The 16,968-nt window shown below is 66.8% G+C and carries 14 protein-coding genes; 3 read left to right on the top strand and 11 right to left on the bottom strand.

Going from position 1 to position 16,968, the window contains the following annotated elements:
* Position 1: 1 nt before the first annotated feature.
* The 9 genes from tkt to METFAM1_RS0114295 all read right to left on the bottom strand — a co-directional run bounded on the left by tkt (position 2) and on the right by METFAM1_RS0114295 (position 9,357).
* Positions 2 to 2,074, bottom strand: coding sequence for a transketolase (gene tkt, locus METFAM1_RS0114335; protein WP_019916046.1), 2,073 nt, complete (start codon positions 2,072 to 2,074; stop codon positions 2 to 4).
* Between the two features lie 19 nt (positions 2,075 to 2,093).
* A complete protein-coding gene (locus METFAM1_RS0114330; protein ID WP_019916043.1) occupies positions 2,094 to 2,972 on the bottom strand; it encodes a phosphoribulokinase in 879 nt (292 codons plus the stop codon).
* A 38-nt stretch (positions 2,973 to 3,010) separates the two neighbouring features.
* On the bottom strand, positions 3,011 to 4,084 hold the full coding sequence (locus METFAM1_RS0114325) for a class 1 fructose-bisphosphatase (RefSeq protein WP_019916042.1): 1,074 nt from the start codon (positions 4,082 to 4,084) through the stop codon (positions 3,011 to 3,013).
* Positions 4,085 to 4,161: 77 nt separating this feature from the next.
* Positions 4,162 to 4,869 carry an HAD-IA family hydrolase gene (locus METFAM1_RS0114320; RefSeq protein WP_019916041.1) on the bottom strand — a complete coding sequence of 236 codons (708 nt, stop codon included), beginning with the start codon at positions 4,867 to 4,869 and terminating at the stop codon, positions 4,162 to 4,164.
* Complete coding sequence (gene rpe, locus METFAM1_RS0114315; protein WP_019916039.1) at positions 4,862 to 5,563, bottom strand: ribulose-phosphate 3-epimerase; 702 nt, start codon at positions 5,561 to 5,563, stop codon at positions 4,862 to 4,864. The genes METFAM1_RS0114320 and rpe overlap by 8 nt, the downstream gene beginning before the upstream one ends.
* Positions 5,560 to 6,327 (bottom strand): HAD-IA family hydrolase, encoded by a 768-nt coding sequence (locus METFAM1_RS0114310; RefSeq protein ID WP_019916037.1) that lies wholly within the window; start codon positions 6,325 to 6,327, stop codon positions 5,560 to 5,562. Before METFAM1_RS0114310 ends, rpe begins: the two co-directional genes overlap by 4 nt.
* Positions 6,317 to 7,246 carry a CbbX protein gene (cbbX, locus tag METFAM1_RS0114305; protein ID WP_019916036.1) on the bottom strand — a complete coding sequence of 310 codons (930 nt, stop codon included), beginning with the start codon at positions 7,244 to 7,246 and terminating at the stop codon, positions 6,317 to 6,319. Before cbbX ends, METFAM1_RS0114310 begins: the two co-directional genes overlap by 11 nt.
* Before the next feature lie 89 nt (positions 7,247 to 7,335).
* The gene (locus METFAM1_RS0114300; RefSeq protein ID WP_019916035.1) at positions 7,336 to 7,755 is read right to left on the bottom strand and encodes a ribulose bisphosphate carboxylase small subunit; all 420 of its coding nucleotides are present in this window, start codon (positions 7,753 to 7,755) and stop codon (positions 7,336 to 7,338) included.
* A gap of 135 nt (positions 7,756 to 7,890) precedes the next feature.
* A complete protein-coding gene (locus tag METFAM1_RS0114295; RefSeq protein WP_019916034.1) occupies positions 7,891 to 9,357 on the bottom strand; it encodes a form I ribulose bisphosphate carboxylase large subunit in 1,467 nt (488 codons plus the stop codon).
* Positions 9,358 to 9,734: 377 nt separating this feature from the next.
* Between METFAM1_RS0114295 and METFAM1_RS0114290 the strand changes: the two genes are divergently transcribed.
* Positions 9,735 to 10,721: a LysR family transcriptional regulator gene (locus tag METFAM1_RS0114290; protein ID WP_019916033.1), complete on the top strand. Its 987-nt coding sequence runs from the start codon at positions 9,735 to 9,737 to the stop codon at positions 10,719 to 10,721.
* Positions 10,722 to 10,894: 173 nt separating this feature from the next.
* Here METFAM1_RS0114290 and METFAM1_RS0114285 read toward each other — a convergent pair whose 3' ends face one another.
* The gene (locus METFAM1_RS0114285; RefSeq protein WP_019916032.1) at positions 10,895 to 11,839 is read right to left on the bottom strand and encodes an IS110 family RNA-guided transposase; all 945 of its coding nucleotides are present in this window, start codon (positions 11,837 to 11,839) and stop codon (positions 10,895 to 10,897) included.
* A 358-nt stretch (positions 11,840 to 12,197) separates the two neighbouring features.
* On the bottom strand, positions 12,198 to 13,328 hold the full coding sequence (locus METFAM1_RS0114280) for an aminotransferase class V-fold PLP-dependent enzyme (protein WP_019916031.1): 1,131 nt from the start codon (positions 13,326 to 13,328) through the stop codon (positions 12,198 to 12,200).
* Positions 13,329 to 13,940: 612 nt separating this feature from the next.
* On the opposite strand from METFAM1_RS0114280, the gene METFAM1_RS0114275 reads away from it, so the two are divergent.
* Positions 13,941 to 15,029, top strand: a complete 1,089-nt coding sequence (locus tag METFAM1_RS0114275; RefSeq protein WP_019916030.1) for a hydrogenase small subunit — start codon at positions 13,941 to 13,943, stop codon at positions 15,027 to 15,029.
* 78 nt (positions 15,030 to 15,107) lie between these two features.
* Positions 15,108 to 16,964 (top strand): nickel-dependent hydrogenase large subunit, encoded by a 1,857-nt coding sequence (locus tag METFAM1_RS0114270; RefSeq protein ID WP_019916029.1) that lies wholly within the window; start codon positions 15,108 to 15,110, stop codon positions 16,962 to 16,964.
* Positions 16,965 to 16,968 lie beyond the last annotated feature (4 nt).

The following is a 16,968-nucleotide window of genomic DNA, read 5'->3' as shown; positions in this document are numbered from 1 at the left end:
ATCAGCCGGCCGTCAGCGCTTCGCGCTCGGCGTGCGCCGCGCCGTGCGCCGCCACCAGTGCGCGGGCGCGCGCGGCCACCGCTTCCGGCGTGATGCCGAAGTGCTTGAACAGCAGGCCGGCCGGCGCCGACTCGCCGAAGCGGTCGAGGCCGACGACGTCGCCGCTGACACCGGCCTCGCCGACATACTTCCACCATTGCGCGGTGCAGCCCGCTTCGATGGCCAGCCGCGGCAGCTGGCGCGGGATGACCTCGTCGCGCCAGCGCGCGTCCTGCCGCTCAAAAGCCTCGACGCAGGGCATGGATACCACGCGCGCCGCGATGCCTTCGGCCGCCAGCAGTTCGGCGGCCAGCAGCGCGATGCCGACCTCGGAGCCGGTGGCGATCAGGCACAGCTGTTCGTCGCGCGGCTGGCGCAGCACATAGCCGCCGCGCGCGATGTCGTCGATGCGCACGCTGCCGTCACCGGCGTGCGGCAGCGCCTGGCGCGACAGCAGCAGGCAGGCCGGGCCGGGCTGCGTGCTGGCACCGCGGCGAAGCGCCTCGCGCCAGGCGACCGCGGTTTCGGTGGCGTCGCAGGGCCGCCACACGTCGACGTTCGGAATCAGGCGCAGGCTGGCCGCGTGCTCGACCGGCTGGTGGGTCGGGCCGTCCTCGCCGAGGCCGATCGAGTCGTGCGTGAATACATAGGTGACCGGCAGATGCATCAGCGCCGACATGCGTATCGCGTTGCGCGCGTAGTCGGAGAAGGTGAGGAAGGTGCCGCCGTAGGGCCGGTAGCCGCCGTGCAGCGCTACGCCATTCATCACCGCCGCCATGCCGAACTCGCGCACGCCGTAATGCACGTGGTTGCCGGTACCATCACCCTTCAACGGACGGTTGCCCTTCCAGTCGGTCAGGTTGGAGCCGGTCAGGTCGGCCGAGCCGCCGAGCAGCTCGGGCATCGCCGGGGCGATGATGTGCAGCGTGTCCTGCGAAGCCTTGCGTGTGGCCACCGAGGCGGCGCGCGCCTCGGCCGCTTCGCAGGCGGCTTCGAGCGCGCGCAGCGCGGCGGACGACAGCGTGGCGTCGCTCTTCAGCCGGCGACGCAGCTCGGCCGCCAGTTCGGGGAAGGCCTTGGCGTAGTTGTCGAGGCGCTGCTGCCAGCTGCGGTGTGCCGCGGCGCCGCGCTCTCGCGCCGACCAGGCGGCCTGCAGCGCGGCGGGAATCTCGAACGGCGCGGCGGTCCAGCCCAGCGCTGCGCGGGTGAGCGCGATCTCCGCCTCGCCCAGCGCCTCGCCGTGCGCCTTGGCGGTGCCGGCGCGATTGGGCGAACCCTGGCCGATGCGCGTTTCGCAGCAGATCAGCACCGGCTTGTCGCTGCCGAGCGCGGTTTCGATCGCCGCGTCGAGTGCGACCGGTCTGTGGCCATCGACGTTGCGGATGACCGTCCAGCCATAAGACTCGAAGCGCGCCGGCGTGTCGTCGGTGAACCAGCCGCTTACGTCGCCGTCGATCGAAATGCCGTTGTCGTCATAGAACACGACCAGCTTGTTCAGCCTCCAGGTGCCGGCCAGCGAGCACACTTCGTGACTGATGCCTTCCATCAGGCAGCCGTCGCCGACGAAGGTCCAGGTGCGGTGATCGATCACGTTGTGGCCGGGCCGGTTGAACTCGGCGGCGAGCAGCTTCTCGGCGAGTGCCATGCCGACCGCGTTGGCGATGCCCTGGCCGAGCGGGCCGGTGGTGGTTTCCACACCCGGCGTGATGTCGACTTCCGGGTGGCCCGGCGTGCGCGAATGCAGCTGGCGGAAGCGGCGTAGTTCGTCCATCGGCAGGTCGTAGCCGCTGAGGTGCAGCAGCGCGTACAGCAGCATCGAGCCGTGGCCGTTGGACAGCACGAAGCGGTCGCGGTCCGGCCACTGCGGATCGGCCGGGTCGTGCTTCAGGTGGTGGCGCCACAGCGCCTCGGCGATGTCGGCCATGCCCATCGGCATGCCCGGGTGACCGGAGTTGGCGGCCTGCACGGCGTCCATTGCCAGTGCGCGGATGGCGTTGGCGCACTGGGTGCGGAGAAAGAGGTTCGCGTCGTTCATGGGAAGTCCTCGGAATCTGTCAGGCGGCGCGCAGCTGACGGCGGCGTTCGATCAGGCGCAGGATCATCGGCGTGAAGATGAGCTGCATCGCCAGTTCCATCTTTCCGCCCGGCACCACCAGCGTGTTGGCGCGCGACATGAAGGAGTCGTGCAGCATGCTGAGCAGGTAGGGGAAGTCGAAGCCGCGCGGGTTGGCGAAGCGGATCACCACCAGGCTTTCGTCGGCGGTGGGTATCGTCCGCGCGATGAAGGGGTCGCTGGTATCGACCACCGGCACGCGCTGGAAGTTGATGTGGGTGCGCGTGAATTGCGGGCAGATGTAATGCACGTAGTCGTGCATGCGGCGCAGGATGACGTCGGTCACGGCTTCGGTGGAATAGCCGCGGGTGCTGCGGTCCCGGTGGATCTTCTGGATCCACTCGAGGTTGATGACAGGCACCACGCCGATCAGCAGATCGGCGTACCGGGATACATCAACATGTTCTGTCTTCACGCCGCCGTGCAGGCCCTCGTAGAACAGCAGTTCGCTGTCCGGCAGCGGTTCCCAGGGCGTGAAGGTGCCGGCCGGCTGCTTGAACGGTGCGGCCTCTTCGTCGTTGTGCAGGTACTTGCGGCTGTGGCCGGTACCGCTTTCCGAGTAGTCGCGGAACAGCTGTTCGAGCTCGGCGAACAGGTTGGCGTCTTCGCCGAAGTGGCTGAAGTGCGGACGGCCGCCGGCTTCCGCTTCGGCCATGGCCTTCTTCATTTCGGCGCGGTCGTAGCGGTGGTAGCTGTCGCCTTCGATGATTGCGGCCGACACGTTCTCGCGGCGGAAGATGTTCTCGAAGGTGCGGGTGACCGACGAGGTGCCGGCACCGGACGAACCGGTGATGGCGACGATGGGGTGTTTCGCGGACATGGAAAACCTCGCGGAAGGATGCGGAATCGGGTGTGCGTTCAGACGATGTCGGCGAACAGGCCGCGCTTGCCGAACAGCGGCGACTGGAAGCTGTCGGGCGGCGGTTCGCGGTGGTAGGCCTCGATGCGCTCGACCTCGTCGGCCGAGCCGAACACGAAGCCGATGCGCTGGTGCAGCGCGTCCGGCTGCACGTCCATCAGCCGGCTGCGGCCGGTGCTGGCGCGGCCGCCGGCCTGTTCGATCAGGAAGGAGATCGGGCTGGCTTCATAAAGCAGGCGCAGGCGGCCGGGCTTGGCCGGATCCTTGTTGTCCTTCGGGTACAGGAAGACGCCGCCGCGCATCAGGATGCGGTGGGTTTCCGCCACCAGCGAGGCGATCCAGCGCATGTTGAAATCGGCTTCGCGCGGGCCGGTGCGGCCGGCCAGGCATTCGTCGACGTAACGGCGTACGGCAGGCTCCCAGAAGCGGCTGTTCGACGCGTTGATCGCGAATTCGCGGGTGGCCGAAGGCACCTTCAGGTCCGGGTGGCTGAGCACCCATTCGCCGAGCACCGGGTCCAGCGTGAAGCCGTGCGTGCCGCTGCCCAGCGTGATCACCAGCATGGTGGACGGGCCGTAGATCGCGTAGCCGGCGCACACCTGCTCGCGGCCCGGCTGCAGGAAGTCGGCGGCGGTCGCTTCGCGCGCCGGATCGGGCGCGCGGGTGATCGAGAAGATGCTGCCGACCGACACGTTCACGTCGATGTTGGACGAGCCGTCGAGCGGGTCGAATGCGAGCAGGTACTTGCCGCGCGGGTACTGGCCCGGCGGCAGCGATATGTCGTCCAGCTCCTCCGACGCCATCGCGGCGACGTGGCCACCCCATTCGTTGGCGCGCAGGAAGATCTGGTTGCTGAGCACGTCCAGCGTCTTCTGTTCCTCGCCCTGCACATTGCCGCTGCCGGCCGAGCCAAGAACGCCGGCCAGGCCGCCGAAAGCCACCTTGCGTGAGATCGCCTTGCAGGCGAGCGCCACGTCGGTGATCAGCGCGTTGAGGTCGCCGGTCGCCTCCGGATGACGGCGGCGTTCTTCGATCAGGTACTGGACCAGCGTGGTGCGTCCGCCTGTGGGCATGAGACTCTCCTCCCTTGATGTGAATGCGTGGATGCGTGCGCCGTCTGTGCGGCGCTGCGCCGGTATGCCTGTGTTGCCTATTCGGTCTCTTCCTCGAAGCGCGCGCTCATCTGCGCGAGCAGCTGCGACGGCGAGCCGACCGGCCACGGCGTGACGCCGGGTGCGCTGGCGTGCGCCCCGTAGCCCCAGCCGACCAGCGCCACCGGGCAGCCGGCGGCCTGCGCCGCCAGCAGATCGGCTGCGCTGTCGCCGACCATCAGCAGTTGCGCCGGCTTCACGGCGAGGCGCGCGGCGGCGGCGTCGAGCATGGCCGGCGAGGGTTTGAGCAATTCACTGCGGTCGCCGCCATACACCGCGGACATGAAGGGCAGCAGGCCGGCGGCGGCGAGTACCGCGCGCGCCAGCGGCGTCGGCTTGTTGGTCACCACGACCAGCGGGCAGATGGCGTACAGGCCCTCGACCATTTCCTCTATGCCGTCATAGACCATGCCGTGATCGAGCGGCGCCTGCAGCGTGGCGCGGTCGAAGTCGGCGCGCAGACGCGCGTGCAGCGTGCCGTCGCTGTGCGCGAGGCCGAGGTGGTCGATCGCGCGCGAGATCAGCTTGTCCGGCCCGCCGCCTATCCAGCCGCGCACGGTGACGAGGTCGACATTGGGCAGGCCGGCCTGCGACAGGCCGAAGTTCAGCGCGTGCCAGATGTCGGCGGCACTGTCGACCAGCGTGCCGTCGAGATCGAAGGCGATGGCGTGGATGCGGCTCAGGTCGGGGATGTTCTTGTCAGGCATGGGAGGACTCGTGGGCGAAGGTCTGCGCGCGGCCGGCGAGGGCGCGTTCGCGCAGCGTGCGGATGGAATCGGCATAGCGGCCGCCGGTGAATACGGCGGAGCCGGCGACCAGCGTGTCGGCGCCGGCGGCAGCGACGCGGTCTGCGTTGTCGGCATTGACGCCGCCATCGACTTCGAGCCAGATGTCGCGGCCGCAGGCGTCGATGCGCCGACGCACCGCCTCGATCTTCGGCAGTGCGGACTCGATGAAGCGCTGGCCGCCGAAGCCCGGGTTCACCGACATCAGCAGCACCAGGTCGAGCTGATCCAGCACATGGTCGAGCACGCTGAGCGGCGTCGCCGGGTTCAGCACCAGCCCGGCCTTCACGCCGTGGCTGCGGATGAGCTGCAGCGTGCGGTCGATGTGCTCGCTCGCTTCTGGGTGGAAGGAAATGATGGAAGCGCCGGCGTCGGCGAACATCGGGATCAGTGCATCGACCGGCTTCACCATCAGGTGCACGTCGATCGGCACCGTGGCGTAAGGTCTGATCGCGTGACACACCAGCGGCCCGACCGTCAGGTTGGGCACGTAGTGGTTGTCCATCACGTCGAAATGGATGAGGTCGGCGCCGGCTTCGATGACCGCCGTGACCTCTTCACCCAGCCGCGCGAAATCGGCCGACAGCAGGCTGGGTGCGATGCGCAGTCCGCTCATGACAGCGCGCCTTCGCGCAGACCGTTCAGTTCGCCGAAGGTGAGCCAGGCGCGTTCGCGCAGCCGCGTGCCGGGTTCGCCGGCCAGCGGCGTCGTCGGGTCGCCCAGCTGCGGCAGCAGCAGTCCGGCGTCGTCGAAGTTGTGGTCCTCGGTCCAGAAGGTGGGCGTGACCACGGTCCACAGACCGGCCGCCGTCGCGGCGCGCAGGCCATTGGCCGAATCTTCGAAGGCGATGGCGTGGTCGGCGCGCACGCCCAGGTGCTGCAGTGCCAGCAGGTAGATGTCGGGCGCCGGCTTCTTCGCGGCCACCTGGTCGCCGCAGGCGATGACGCCGAACAGGTCGAGCGCCCGCCCGCCCAGCGTGGCGTGCAGCAACGCGTCGATATTCACCGCGGTGGTGGTGCTGGCGATGGCCAGGCGGCAGCCGGCTGCCGCCGCTTCGTCGAGCAGCCGTGCGATGCCGGGGCGCAGCGGCACCGCGCCGTCGCGCACCACCGAACTGTAGAAGCGGGTCTTGGCCGCGTGCAGCTGCGGAATGCGCGCGATCAGTTCGGCGCGCTCGCCGTCGGTCAGGTCGAGCGAGGCGATGTGGCGCGCGATGCGTTCTTTGCCGCCGGTGGTCGACAGCAGACGGCGGTAATCGGTGCGCGACCACTTCCAGCCGGTGCCGAGCTGTTCGAAGGCGAGGTTGAAGGCGGTGCGGTGGGCTTCTTCGGTGTCGGCCAGCGTGCCGTCGACGTCGAAGATGAGGGCATCAAGACGCATGGAAATCATCCTTTCCGTTGGCGGCGAAAACGCGGCTGGCCAGCACGTCGCCCGCTTCCAGCGTGCACAGCGCGTCGCGCGTCGGCGCCGCGTCGAGATCGAACAGCCGGGTGGCGTGGCGCAGGCGGATGCGGTCAAGCGCGTTGCGCACCGAGCGCGCGTTGGCGAAGTGGGGCTGCTGGCGGCGCAGCCGCACGTAGCGCGCGAAGGCCTCGTGCGCCTCGCCGTCGAAGCGATAGTTCAGGCCGGACAGCATCAGTTCGGCGATGCGCATCAGCTCGTCTTCGCTGTAGTCCGGGAAATCGATGTGGTGCGCGATGCGCGAGGCCATTCCGGGGTTGCTGGAGAAGAAGGTGTCCATGCGGTCGCGGTAGCCGGCGAGGATCACCACCAGGTCGTCGCGGTGGTTCTCCATCACCTGCAGCAGGATTTCGATCGCCTCCTGTCCGTAGTCGCGTTCGTTCTCCGGCCGGTAGAGGTAATAGGCCTCGTCGATGAACAGCACGCCGCCCATCGCCTTCTTGATCACTTCCTTGGTCTTGGGCGCGGTGTGGCCGATGAACTGGCCGACCAGGTCGTCACGCGTCACGGCGACCAGATGGCCCTTGCGCACGTAGCCGAGCTGGCGCAGTACCTCGGCCATGCGCAGCGCGACCGTGGTCTTGCCGGTGCCGGGGTTGCCGGTGAAGCACATGTGCAGCGACGGCGGCTGCGACTGCAGGCCCTGCTGCGCGCGCAGCCGGTCTATCAGCAGCAGCGCTGCGATGTCGCGGATACGGCCCTTGACCGGCGCCAGCCCGACCAGCTCGGCGTCGAGCTGTTCAAGCAGCGCCTGCACGCCGGACGAGGCGAACATCGAACGCGGCGAGCTGGCCGCTTCGAGTCCTTCCGCGGCGGTGGCGAGGGTGGCGGTGTCCATGGTGTCTGCCTCTCAACTCAAGAAGTGCGGGTCCGCGAGCGCGGGAAGGCGCGGGCCTTCCGCGGCGCTGCGGATGCATGCAGCGGCGCTCAGTAGCGCGCGCCTTCCGGGTGCGCCTGCACGGCGTAGCTCTCGATCGAGTAGCGCACGGTGCGGCCCGGTTCTTCGGTACGGATGAGACGGAAGCCCGGCTCGGCGTCCGGGCGATTGACGATGAAGGACAGCACGACCGACTCGGTGCCGTGCGTCGAGTCGAAGGCGGTGACGCGGATGTAGCGCTGCGGGAAGGTGTCGCGGCAGGCCTTCACTTCCATCATGATCGCCGCCGCGTCATGCACGTCGAACATGGGATTGCCGAACATGTCCCAGAAGGTGTTGCGCGGGTGCGGATCGTCGGTGTACTCGATGCCGATCGCCCAGCCGTTGGCCAGGCAGTACTCGACCTGGGCGCGGATCTGCGCGTCGGTCAGGTCGGGCAGGAAGGAAAAGGTGCCTTGGGTGATGCGCATGGTATTTCTCCTGAATTCGGTGACGTAGCGGTTCCGTGGGAGCGCGCTCTGCTCGCGATGCGGTCGGCATCGATCTTCCGGCGGCGATTCGAGGCCGGAATCGCGAGCAAGCTCGCTCCCACAGGGGAGGGCGGGTCAGACGACGGACGGCGTCGGCACGAAGTCCGAGGTGTCGGTCGAGGTGTAGTTGAAGGTGATGTCGCCCCAGGTATCGAGGGCGGCCGCGAGCGGCGTGCACCACTTGGCTGCGTCGCGCAGGATCTGCGGGCCTTCGGCCTTGATGTCGCGGCCTTCGTTGCGCGCCAGCACCATCGCTTCCAGCGCCACGCGGTTGGCGGTCGCACCGGCCTGGATGCCCTGCGGATGACCGATGGTGCCGCCGCCGAACTGCAGCACGACGTCATCGCCGAACAGGTCCAGCAACTGGTGCATCTGGCCGGCGTGGATGCCGCCGGAGGCCACCGGCATCACCTTGCGCAGCGCGCCCCAGTCCTGGTCGAAGAAGATGCCGCGCGGCAGGTCGACCTTGGTGTGGGTGTCGCGGCACACGTTGTAGTAACCCTGCACGGTGAGCGGATCGCCTTCCAGCTTGCCCACGGCGGTGCCGGTGTGCAGGTGGTCGACGCCGGCCAGACGCAGCCACTTGGCGATGACGCGGAAGCTGACGCCGTGGTTCTTCTGCCGCGTGTAGGTGCCGTGACCGGCGCGGTGCATGTGCAGCACCATGTCGTTCTGGCGGCACCAGTGCGACATCGACTGGATGGCGGTCCAGCCCACCACCAGGTCAACCATGACGATGACCGAGCCCAGTTCCTTCGCGAATTCGGCGCGCCGGTACATCTCTTCCATCGTGCCGGCGGTGACGTTCAGGTAGGAACCTTTCACCTCGCCGGTCGCGGCGGAGGCCTTGTTCACCGCGTCCATCACGAACAGGAAGCGGTCGCGCCAGTGCATGAAGGGCTGCGAGTTGATGTTCTCGTCGTCCTTCATGAAATCGAGACCGCCCTTCAGGCCTTCGTACACCACGCGACCGTAGTTGCGGCCGGACAGACCCAGCTTGGGCTTGGTGGTGGCGCCCAGCAGCGGGCGACCAAACTTGTCCAGGCGCTCGCGCTCGACCACGATGCCGGTCGGCGGGCCGGAGAAGGTCTTCACGTACGAGACCGGGAACTTCATGTCCTCCAGCCGGGCGGCCTTCAGCGGCTTGAACGAGAACACGTTGCCGATGATGGAGGCGGTCACGTTGGCGATCGACCCTTCCTCGAACAGCGACAGGTCGTAGGCGACGTAACAGAAGTACTGACCCGGGGTGTTGGGCACCGGATCGACCCGGTAGGCCTTGGCGCGGTACATGTCGCAGGCGGTCAGGCGATCGGTCCACACCACGGTCCAGGTCGCGGTGCTCGACTCGCCGGCCACGGCGGCGGCGGCTTCGATCGGGTCCACGCCGTCCTGCGGCGTGATCCGGAACAGCGCCAGGATGTCCGTGTCCTTCGGCTGGTAATCGCCGTCCCAGTAGCCCATCTGCGCGTATTTCAGGACGCCGGCCGAATAGCGCTTCTTGGCGTCGGTGATCTGCTGCGGCGTGTTCATGTCGCCCATGTCTTCCTCCTGTTGGATGCGGTCGTTGGCCGGTGGGAGCCCGGCTTTGAATCCAGTCTGGGGAAGGGTTATGGATAAGAAAAGTTTGTTTTTTTCCTTGTTCGATTAAGTTAGGCTTATGTCAGACGGGGGCTGGAAAGTGGATGCTGCGCTGCCGCATCGGTCGCGTTCACTGCAAGCGCCGCTTGCGGTGCGGGGCTGCGGCTGCAATGCACGTTGTCGGGCCGGCCCGCTGCGGCGCTGCCGCAGTGCATATATCAGCTTTTGTTTATCAATGACTTGGCATTCATGAGGCGCACTTTTGCGCGCCCGTGACCAGGCTGGCGCGCAACTTGTAATGGTCCGGATGTCCCTTTCCGGCCCGCAGGAGATTGCCCATGCTCAAGAACGCCACGCTACGCCAGCTTTCAGCGCTGCACGCGGTCGCCCGTCTGGGCAGCGTGTCGCGCGCGGCCAGCGAAATCCACCTGACCCAGCCCGCGGTGTCGATACAGCTCAAGCTGCTGGAAGAATCCGCCGGCACGCCGCTGCTGGAACGCGAGGGGCGTGGCATCCGCCTGACCGGCGCCGGCGAGCTGATGGCCGAGTACGCTGCGCGCATCCTCGACCTGTGGCGAGAGGTGGGCGACGAAATGGCGGCCTATCGCGGCGTGGTGTCGCGCCGCTTGCGCATCGGCGTGGTCACCACCGCCGAATACCTGGTGCCGCGCATGCTCGTCGTGTTTGCGCGCGAACAGCCGAATGTCGAGGTGAAGCTCAAGGTGGGCAACCGCGACGAGATCGTGCGCCTGCTCACGATGCAGGAGGTCGATCTGGTCATCATGGGTCGGCCGCCGAAGGACCTGAAAACGGTGGCCACGCCCTTCGCCCGCCACACCATGGCCTTCGTCGCCGCACCGACCCACCCGCTGATGGCGCGCAAGCGGCTGGTGCTGCGCGATCTGGCGAAAGAGGATCTGCTGGTGCGCGAACGCGGCTCCGGCACCCGCACTACGCTGGAGCAGCTGTTCCGCGAGGCGGATCTGAGTCTGCGCATCGGTTCCGAGCTGTCGAGCAACGAGGCGATCAAGCAGATGTGTGCCGCCGGCTTCGGCCTCGCCTTCATGTCGCAGCACATCTGCCGGCACGAACTGGAATCGGGCGAACTGGCGCTGCTGCCGGTGGCCGGCAACCCGATAGAACGCGAGTGGTATGTGATCCGGCTGGCGTCGCGCCAGCTCACCCGCATCGGCCAGGAATTCGAGCGCTTCCTGATCGACCACGGCCAGCAGCACGTGCAGGACCAGCTTTCCCGCGCACCGGGACTGGCGATGCAGGTGTGTGCGGCAGGTGCCGGGGCGGACCTTCCGCCTCTGTCGGGCTAGGGACGGTCCAGCCCCGCGACCCGGAAGTGCTTGTGTGGGAGCGGCCTTGGCCGCGATGCGGCCGCCGCTGTCCGCCGGCTTCGATGCGGGCCGCTGTCGGGGTCAGAAGACCCCTCCCACAGAACCCCGGCCCAGACTCAGTCGTGGATCGGGCGCATTCCCTGTGGGAGATTCTATGTTCCGCCGCAAGCGTTTTCATGCTGTTTCGGGACATAGTCGGCAGCGTTCTTCATCAGTGAGAAGGCAACGCGCGCGAGCTTTCGGGCCAGCGCAACGAGCGCCTGGGTGCGGCTGAATCCGCGCTCGAGCATGCGCTGGTAGAAGGGCTGCCAGGTCGAGGACCGGCTGGCCGCCATGGCGGCGTTGTAGAGCAGGCGACGCATCTCCGAATCGCCCTTCTTGCTCAGCGCTCGGCGTCCGGTCTTCTTGCCCGAATCGCGCACGCTGACGTCCAGGCCGAGGAAGGCGATGAAGGCGTCCGCGCCGCTGAAGGGAGCGCGATGGAAGGCCGCGCACAGGCCAGCGGCGGTCAGCGCGCCAACACCTTCGATCTTCAGGATGCGCCGGTACGGCTCCGTCCATCCGCTTTCGTTGATCAGCGAGGCGATGCGCTGTTCGAACCGTTTGATCAATGCGGTGAGCCGCGCCAGGGCCACGCGCACTTCGCGACCAAAGCCGGGCAGATCTTCCATGCTCTGACGGATGCGACCCAGGCTGCGCACTACGGTTGCGCGCCGACGCAGCAGGCTGCGCAGCGCGGTGACCGCGGGCGCCGGGAGCGAGAACGGGCGCAGATCCGTGCCCTCGTGCGCGAGGTAGCGGGCGATTAGGCGTGCGTCGTGCCGATCGGTCTTGGCGCGCTGGCCCACGGTGTCGCGGTACCGGGACAGCTTGAAGCCGTCGATCAGAAACACCTGATGTCCGGCGCCGATGAGCAGCTCGACGAGCGTGCGGTGATAGGTGCCGGTCGATTCGCAGGCGATGCGCTGGCTGCCTTTCGGTAGCGTACGCAACCAGCCGCGGATGGCCGCAGCCGTGTTGTCGATGCGCGTCACCTGCGCGCTGGGGTGCTCGGCGATGTCCAGCCAGTGCTTGGAGATATCGATGCCAAAGCACACTGCCTCGTTCTGACTTGTCACGATGGGGCCCTCCCGACTAAGGTTCAAAAGGCTTGTCGGGATTCACCACAGCACTGGCTTGCAGGGTATGGACGGTACCGCGGCAACACGGTCCGATGGATTCCTGATCGGTGCTTGGGGTGAGGGCGGGACATCTCTCCCACTGTCTGTACGTACTTGCCGTCAGATCCGGACTCGGTCCCTCCGCCCGACAAGCTATTCCTACGCTTGCCACGGCAGAACATACAAGCGGCCTTGGCCGCGACACGGCCGTCGCTGTCCGCCGGCTTCGATGCAAGCCGCTGTCGGGGTCAGAAGACCCCTCCCACAGAAGCCGGCCTCGCCGGCTGCCGGGTTCTCAGCCGGCGACCTTGTCCAGCGCCGCCTTGAAACTCTGCACGGTGCGCTCGACGTTCTGCAGTTTGTCCAGACCGAACAGGCCGACGCGGAAGGTGCGGAAGTCGGCCGGTTCGTCCACCTGCAGCGGCACGCCGGCGGCGATCTGCAGGCCCTGGGCGGAAAACTTCTTGCCCGACTGGATATCCGGATCGCTGGTGTAGCTCACCACCACGCAGGGCGCCTTGAAGCCTTCGGCGGCAACGCTGTCGAAGCCCTTGGCTTCCAGCAGCGCACGGATCTGGCGGCCCAGTTCGATCTGGTTGGCCTTCACTTTGTCGAAGCCGTAGCGCTCGGTTTCCAGCATCACGTCGCGCAGCTTGGTCAGCGCGTCGGTCGGCAGCGTCGCGTGATAGGCGTGGCCGCCGTTCTCGTAGGCTTCCATGATCTGCAGCCACTTCTTCAGGTCGGCGGCGTAGCTGGTGCTGGTGGTGCCGTCGATGCGCGCACGGGCGCGTTCCCCCAGCATGACCAGACCGGCGCAGGGCGAACCGCTCCAGCCCTTCTGCGGAGCCGACACGACGATGTCGATGCCGAGCGCGCCCATGTCCACCCACAGCGTGCCGGCGGCGATGGCGTCGACCACGAACAGGCCATCGACCTCGCGCACCGCGGCGGCGACTTCACGCAGGTAGTCGTCCGGCAGCAGCATGCCGGCCGAGGTTTCGACCTGCGGCGCGAACACCACGGCGGGCTTCTGTTCGAGGATGGCGGCGACGACTTCCTTGACCGGCGCCGGCGCGAACGCCTTCTGCGAACCCGGCTCCGGCTGGCGCGCCTTCAGCACGATCTGCTCCGACGGGATGCGGCCCATGTCGAAGATCTGCGTCCAGCGGAAGCTGAACCAGCCGTTGCGGATCACCATCACCTTCTGGTCGGTGGCGAACTGGCGCGCCACGGCTTCCATGCCGAAGGTGCCGCTGCCCGGCACGACGACGGCCAATTTGGCGTTGTAGACCTGCTTCAGTACGCGCGAAATGTCCTTCATGACGCCCTGGAAGGCGGCGGACATGTGGTTCAGCGCGCGGTCGGTATAGACGACCGAATATTCGAGCAGTCCTTCGGGATCGACATTGGGCAGAAGGCCGGACACGGTGATCTCTCCGTTTCAGTGGGGTAGACGACAGATTTGCACCCCCGCTTGTGGCGGCGGCTGGACAGAACCTGCGGGTGTTCCGGGCGGACGGGTCCGTTCGGAGGGTCGGGATTCTAATCCACCCAGGCAACTTGCCGGTATGTCGGGTTTCCGCTGTCGCCGCTTGGGCATGGATTCTGTGGGAGGGGTCTTCTGACCCCGACAGCAGCCCGCATCGAAGCCGACGGATTAAGGCGGCCCTGTCGCGGCCAAGGCCGCTCCCATAAGGGCTGCGCCCGACCGTCCCGCGGCCGGTGGAAGCGTGCTTGCCAGACGCGGGCGGAAATCGGCAGATGTGCTTGCACCACGGTTCGTCGACGCACCCGCGCCCCACCCTCGCTTCGCATATCTTTTCCGATGCAGATCAATGCCTTGATCTACATCAATATTTTTGCTGCGGCGCAGAAAACCCGGCTGGCCCGCAACTTGTTAGTAGCCACCACCCACCCGTGCGAATCGACGGTTCGTCCGCGGTGTTTCGAGGTCCGTGAGCACACGGCTCGCCGGAAACATGGCGTGCGGCGCAGGCGAGGGGCCCAAGACAACAAGAAGCACAGGAGAGAGACCAGGATGGAAACCTTCTATGAGGTGATGCGCCGGCAGGGCATCTCGCGCCGCAGTTTCCTGAAGTACTGTTCGCTGACGGCCACCTCGCTCGGCCTCGGCCCGGCCTTCGTGCCGCAGATCGCCCACGCGATGGAAACCAAGCCGCGCACCCCGGTGTTGTGGCTGCACGGTCTGGAATGCACCTGCTGTTCCGAATCCTTCATCCGCTCGGCCCACCCGCTGGCGAAGGACGTGGTGCTGTCGATGATCTCGCTCGACTACGACGACACGCTGATGGCCGCCGCAGGGCACCAGGCCGAGGCGATCCTCGAAGAGATCATGACCAAGTACAAGGGCAACTACATCCTGGCGGTCGAGGGCAACCCGCCGCTGAACCAGGATGGCATGAGCTGCATCATCGGCGGCAAGCCCTTCATCGACCAGCTCAAGCACGTTGCCAAGGACGCCAAGGCCATCATCTCCTGGGGTTCCTGTGCCAGCTGGGGCTGCGTGCAGGCGGCCAAGCCGAACCCGACGCAGGCCACCCCGGTGCACAAGGTCATCTTCGACAAGCCCATCATCAAGGTGCCGGGCTGCCCGCCGATCGCCGAGGTGATGACCGGCGTCATCACCTACATGCTCACCTTCGACCGCATCCCCGAGCTGGACCGCCAGGGCCGGCCGAAGATGTTCTACAGCCAGCGCATTCACGACAAGTGCTACCGCCGTCCGCACTTCGACGCCGGCCAGTTCGTCGAAGCCTGGGACGACGAGTCCGCGCGCAAGGGCTACTGCCTCTACAAGGTCGGCTGCAAGGGCCCGACCACCTACAACGCCTGCTCCACCGTGCGCTGGAACGAAGGCACGAGCTTCCCGATCCAGGCTGGCCACGGCTGCATCGGCTGCTCGGAAGACGGCTTCTGGGACAAGGGTTCGTTCTACGACCGCCTGACCGACATCCACCAGTTCGGCATCGAAGCCAACGCCGACCAGGTCGGCGCGACCGCCGCCGGTGTGGTCGGTGCGGCCGCGGTGGCGCACGCCGCGGTATCGGCGATCAAGCGCGCCTCGCACAAGCACGACAACGGCTCGACGACGACGGTCGATCACTGATCGCGAACCCTGCCCCCGCGCCAGCGCTGAGGGCTGGCGTCGATGAGGGCAGTCCCTGCTCCAGCAAAGGATACGAAGATGGGTGCTTACGAAACACAGGGTTTCAATATGGACAATTCGGGCCGGCGCATCGTCGTCGACCCGGTCACCCGCATCGAAGGTCACATGCGATGCGAGGTGAATGTCGACAGCAACAACGTCATCCGCAACGCGGTGTCGACCGGCACCATGTGGCGCGGCCTCGAAGTGATCCTGAAGGGTCGCGATCCGCGCGATGCCTGGGCCTTCGTCGAACGCATCTGCGGCGTCTGTACCGGCTGTCATGCGCTGACTTCGGTGCGCGCGGTGGAAGACGCGCTGGGCATCAAGATTCCGCTGAATGCGCACCTGATCCGCGAAATGATGGCGAAGACGCTGCAGGTGCATGACCACGCGGTGCACTTCTATCACCTGCACGCGCTCGACTGGGTGGACGTGGTGTCGGCGCTGAAGGCCGATCCGAAGAAGACCAGCGAACTGCAGCAGATGGTGTCGCCGTCGCACCCGCTGTCCTCGCCCGGTTACTTCCGCGACATCCAGAACCGGCTGAAGAAGTTCGTCGAAAGCGGCCAGCTTGGCCCCTTCATGAACGGCTACTGGGGCAGCAAGGCCTATGTGCTGCCGCCGGAAGCCAACCTGATGGCGGTCACCCACTACCTCGAAGCGCTCGACCTGCAGAAGGAGTGGGTCAAGGTGCACACCATCTTCGGCGGCAAGAACCCGCACCCGAACTACCTGGTGGGCGGGGTGCCCTGCGCCATCAACATCGACGGCGACGGCGCGGTCGGTGCCCCGATCACGATGGAACGCCTGAACTTCGTCGAGGCGCGCATCAAGGAGATGATCGAGTTCAACAACAACGTCTACGTGCCGGACGTGCTCGCCATCGGCACGATCTACAAGCAGGCCGGCTGGCTGTATGGCGGCGGCCTCTCCGCCACCAACGTGGCCGACTACGGTACCTACGAGAAGGTGCCCTACGACCACAGCACGCACCAGCTTCCGGGCGGCGTCATCCTCAACGGCAACTGGGACGAGATCCACGAAATCGACCCGCGTGACCCGGAGCAGGTGCAGGAGTTCGTCAATCACAGCTGGTACAAGTACGCCGACGAATCCAAGGGTCTGCACCCGTGGGACGGCGTGACCGAGCCGAACTACGTGCTCGGCGACAAGACCAAGGGCAGCCGCACCAACATCGAGGAGATCGACGAGAGCGCCAAGTACTCGTGGATCAAGTCGCCGCGCTGGCGCGGCCACGCGGTCGAGGTCGGCCCGCTGTCGCGCTACATCCTCGGCTATGCGCACGCCGCCAAGGGCAACAAGTGGTGCCAGCGCGTGAAGCAGCAGGTCGATGAGTCGGCAGTCGCCATCAACAGCGCCATCCCGAAGGCGCTCGGCCTGCCGGAAACCAGCTTCAGCGCCAAGCAGCTGCTGCCCACCACCATCGGTCGCACCCTGGCCCGCGCACTGGAAAGCCAGTACGCCGCCGAAATGATGATGGACGACTACAAGCAGCTGATCGGCAACATCAAGGCCGGCGACACCAGCACCGCCAACGTCGAGAAGTGGGACCCGAAGACCTGGCCGAAGGAAGCCAAGGGCGTCGGCACGGTGGCCGCGCCGCGCGGCATGCTGGGCCACTGGATCCGCATCAAGGACGGCCGCATCGAGAACTACCAGTGCGTCGTGCCGACCACCTGGAACGGCAGCCCGCGCGACACCAAGGGCCAGATCGGCGCCTTCGAGGCCAGCCTGATGAACACGCCGATGGTGAACCCGGAACAGCCGGTCGAAATCCTGCGCACGCTGCATTCCTTCGACCCCTGCCTCGCCTGCTCGACGCACGTGATGAGCGAGGACGGCCAGGAACTGACCACGGTGAAGGTGCGCTGAAGCG

The sequence above is a fragment of the Methyloversatilis discipulorum genome, assembly GCF_000527135.1.
In the GTDB taxonomy this organism is placed as follows: Bacteria; Pseudomonadota; Gammaproteobacteria; order Burkholderiales; family Rhodocyclaceae; genus Methyloversatilis; species Methyloversatilis discipulorum.
The sequence above is the reverse complement of the archived record's forward strand: the minus strand, read 5'-3'. Positions and strand labels throughout refer to the sequence as shown.

Bases quoted from the DNA above. Each gene is read 5' to 3' on its own strand.
- rpe (WP_019916039.1), bottom strand. From the start codon at position 5,563: ATGAGCGGACTGCGCATCGCACCCAGCCTGCTGTCGGCCGATTTCGCG.
- METFAM1_RS0114320 (WP_019916041.1), bottom strand. From the start codon at position 4,869: ATGCCTGACAAGAACATCCCCGACCTGAGCCGCATCCACGCCATCGCC.
- cbbX (WP_019916036.1), bottom strand. From the start codon at position 7,246: ATGGACACCGCCACCCTCGCCACCGCCGCGGAAGGACTCGAAGCGGCC.
- METFAM1_RS0114270 (WP_019916029.1), top strand. From the start codon at position 15,108: ATGGGTGCTTACGAAACACAGGGTTTCAATATGGACAATTCGGGCCGG.
- METFAM1_RS0114310 (WP_019916037.1), bottom strand. From the start codon at position 6,327: ATGCGTCTTGATGCCCTCATCTTCGACGTCGACGGCACGCTGGCCGAC.
- METFAM1_RS0114290 (WP_019916033.1), top strand. From the start codon at position 9,735: ATGCTCAAGAACGCCACGCTACGCCAGCTTTCAGCGCTGCACGCGGTC.
- tkt (WP_019916046.1), bottom strand. From the start codon at position 2,074: ATGAACGACGCGAACCTCTTTCTCCGCACCCAGTGCGCCAACGCCATC.
- METFAM1_RS0114300 (WP_019916035.1), bottom strand. From the start codon at position 7,755: ATGCGCATCACCCAAGGCACCTTTTCCTTCCTGCCCGACCTGACCGAC.
- METFAM1_RS0114275 (WP_019916030.1), top strand. From the start codon at position 13,941: ATGGAAACCTTCTATGAGGTGATGCGCCGGCAGGGCATCTCGCGCCGC.
- METFAM1_RS0114330 (WP_019916043.1), bottom strand. From the start codon at position 2,972: ATGTCCGCGAAACACCCCATCGTCGCCATCACCGGTTCGTCCGGTGCC.
- METFAM1_RS0114295 (WP_019916034.1), bottom strand. From the start codon at position 9,357: ATGGGCGACATGAACACGCCGCAGCAGATCACCGACGCCAAGAAGCGC.
- METFAM1_RS0114325 (WP_019916042.1), bottom strand. From the start codon at position 4,084: ATGCCCACAGGCGGACGCACCACGCTGGTCCAGTACCTGATCGAAGAA.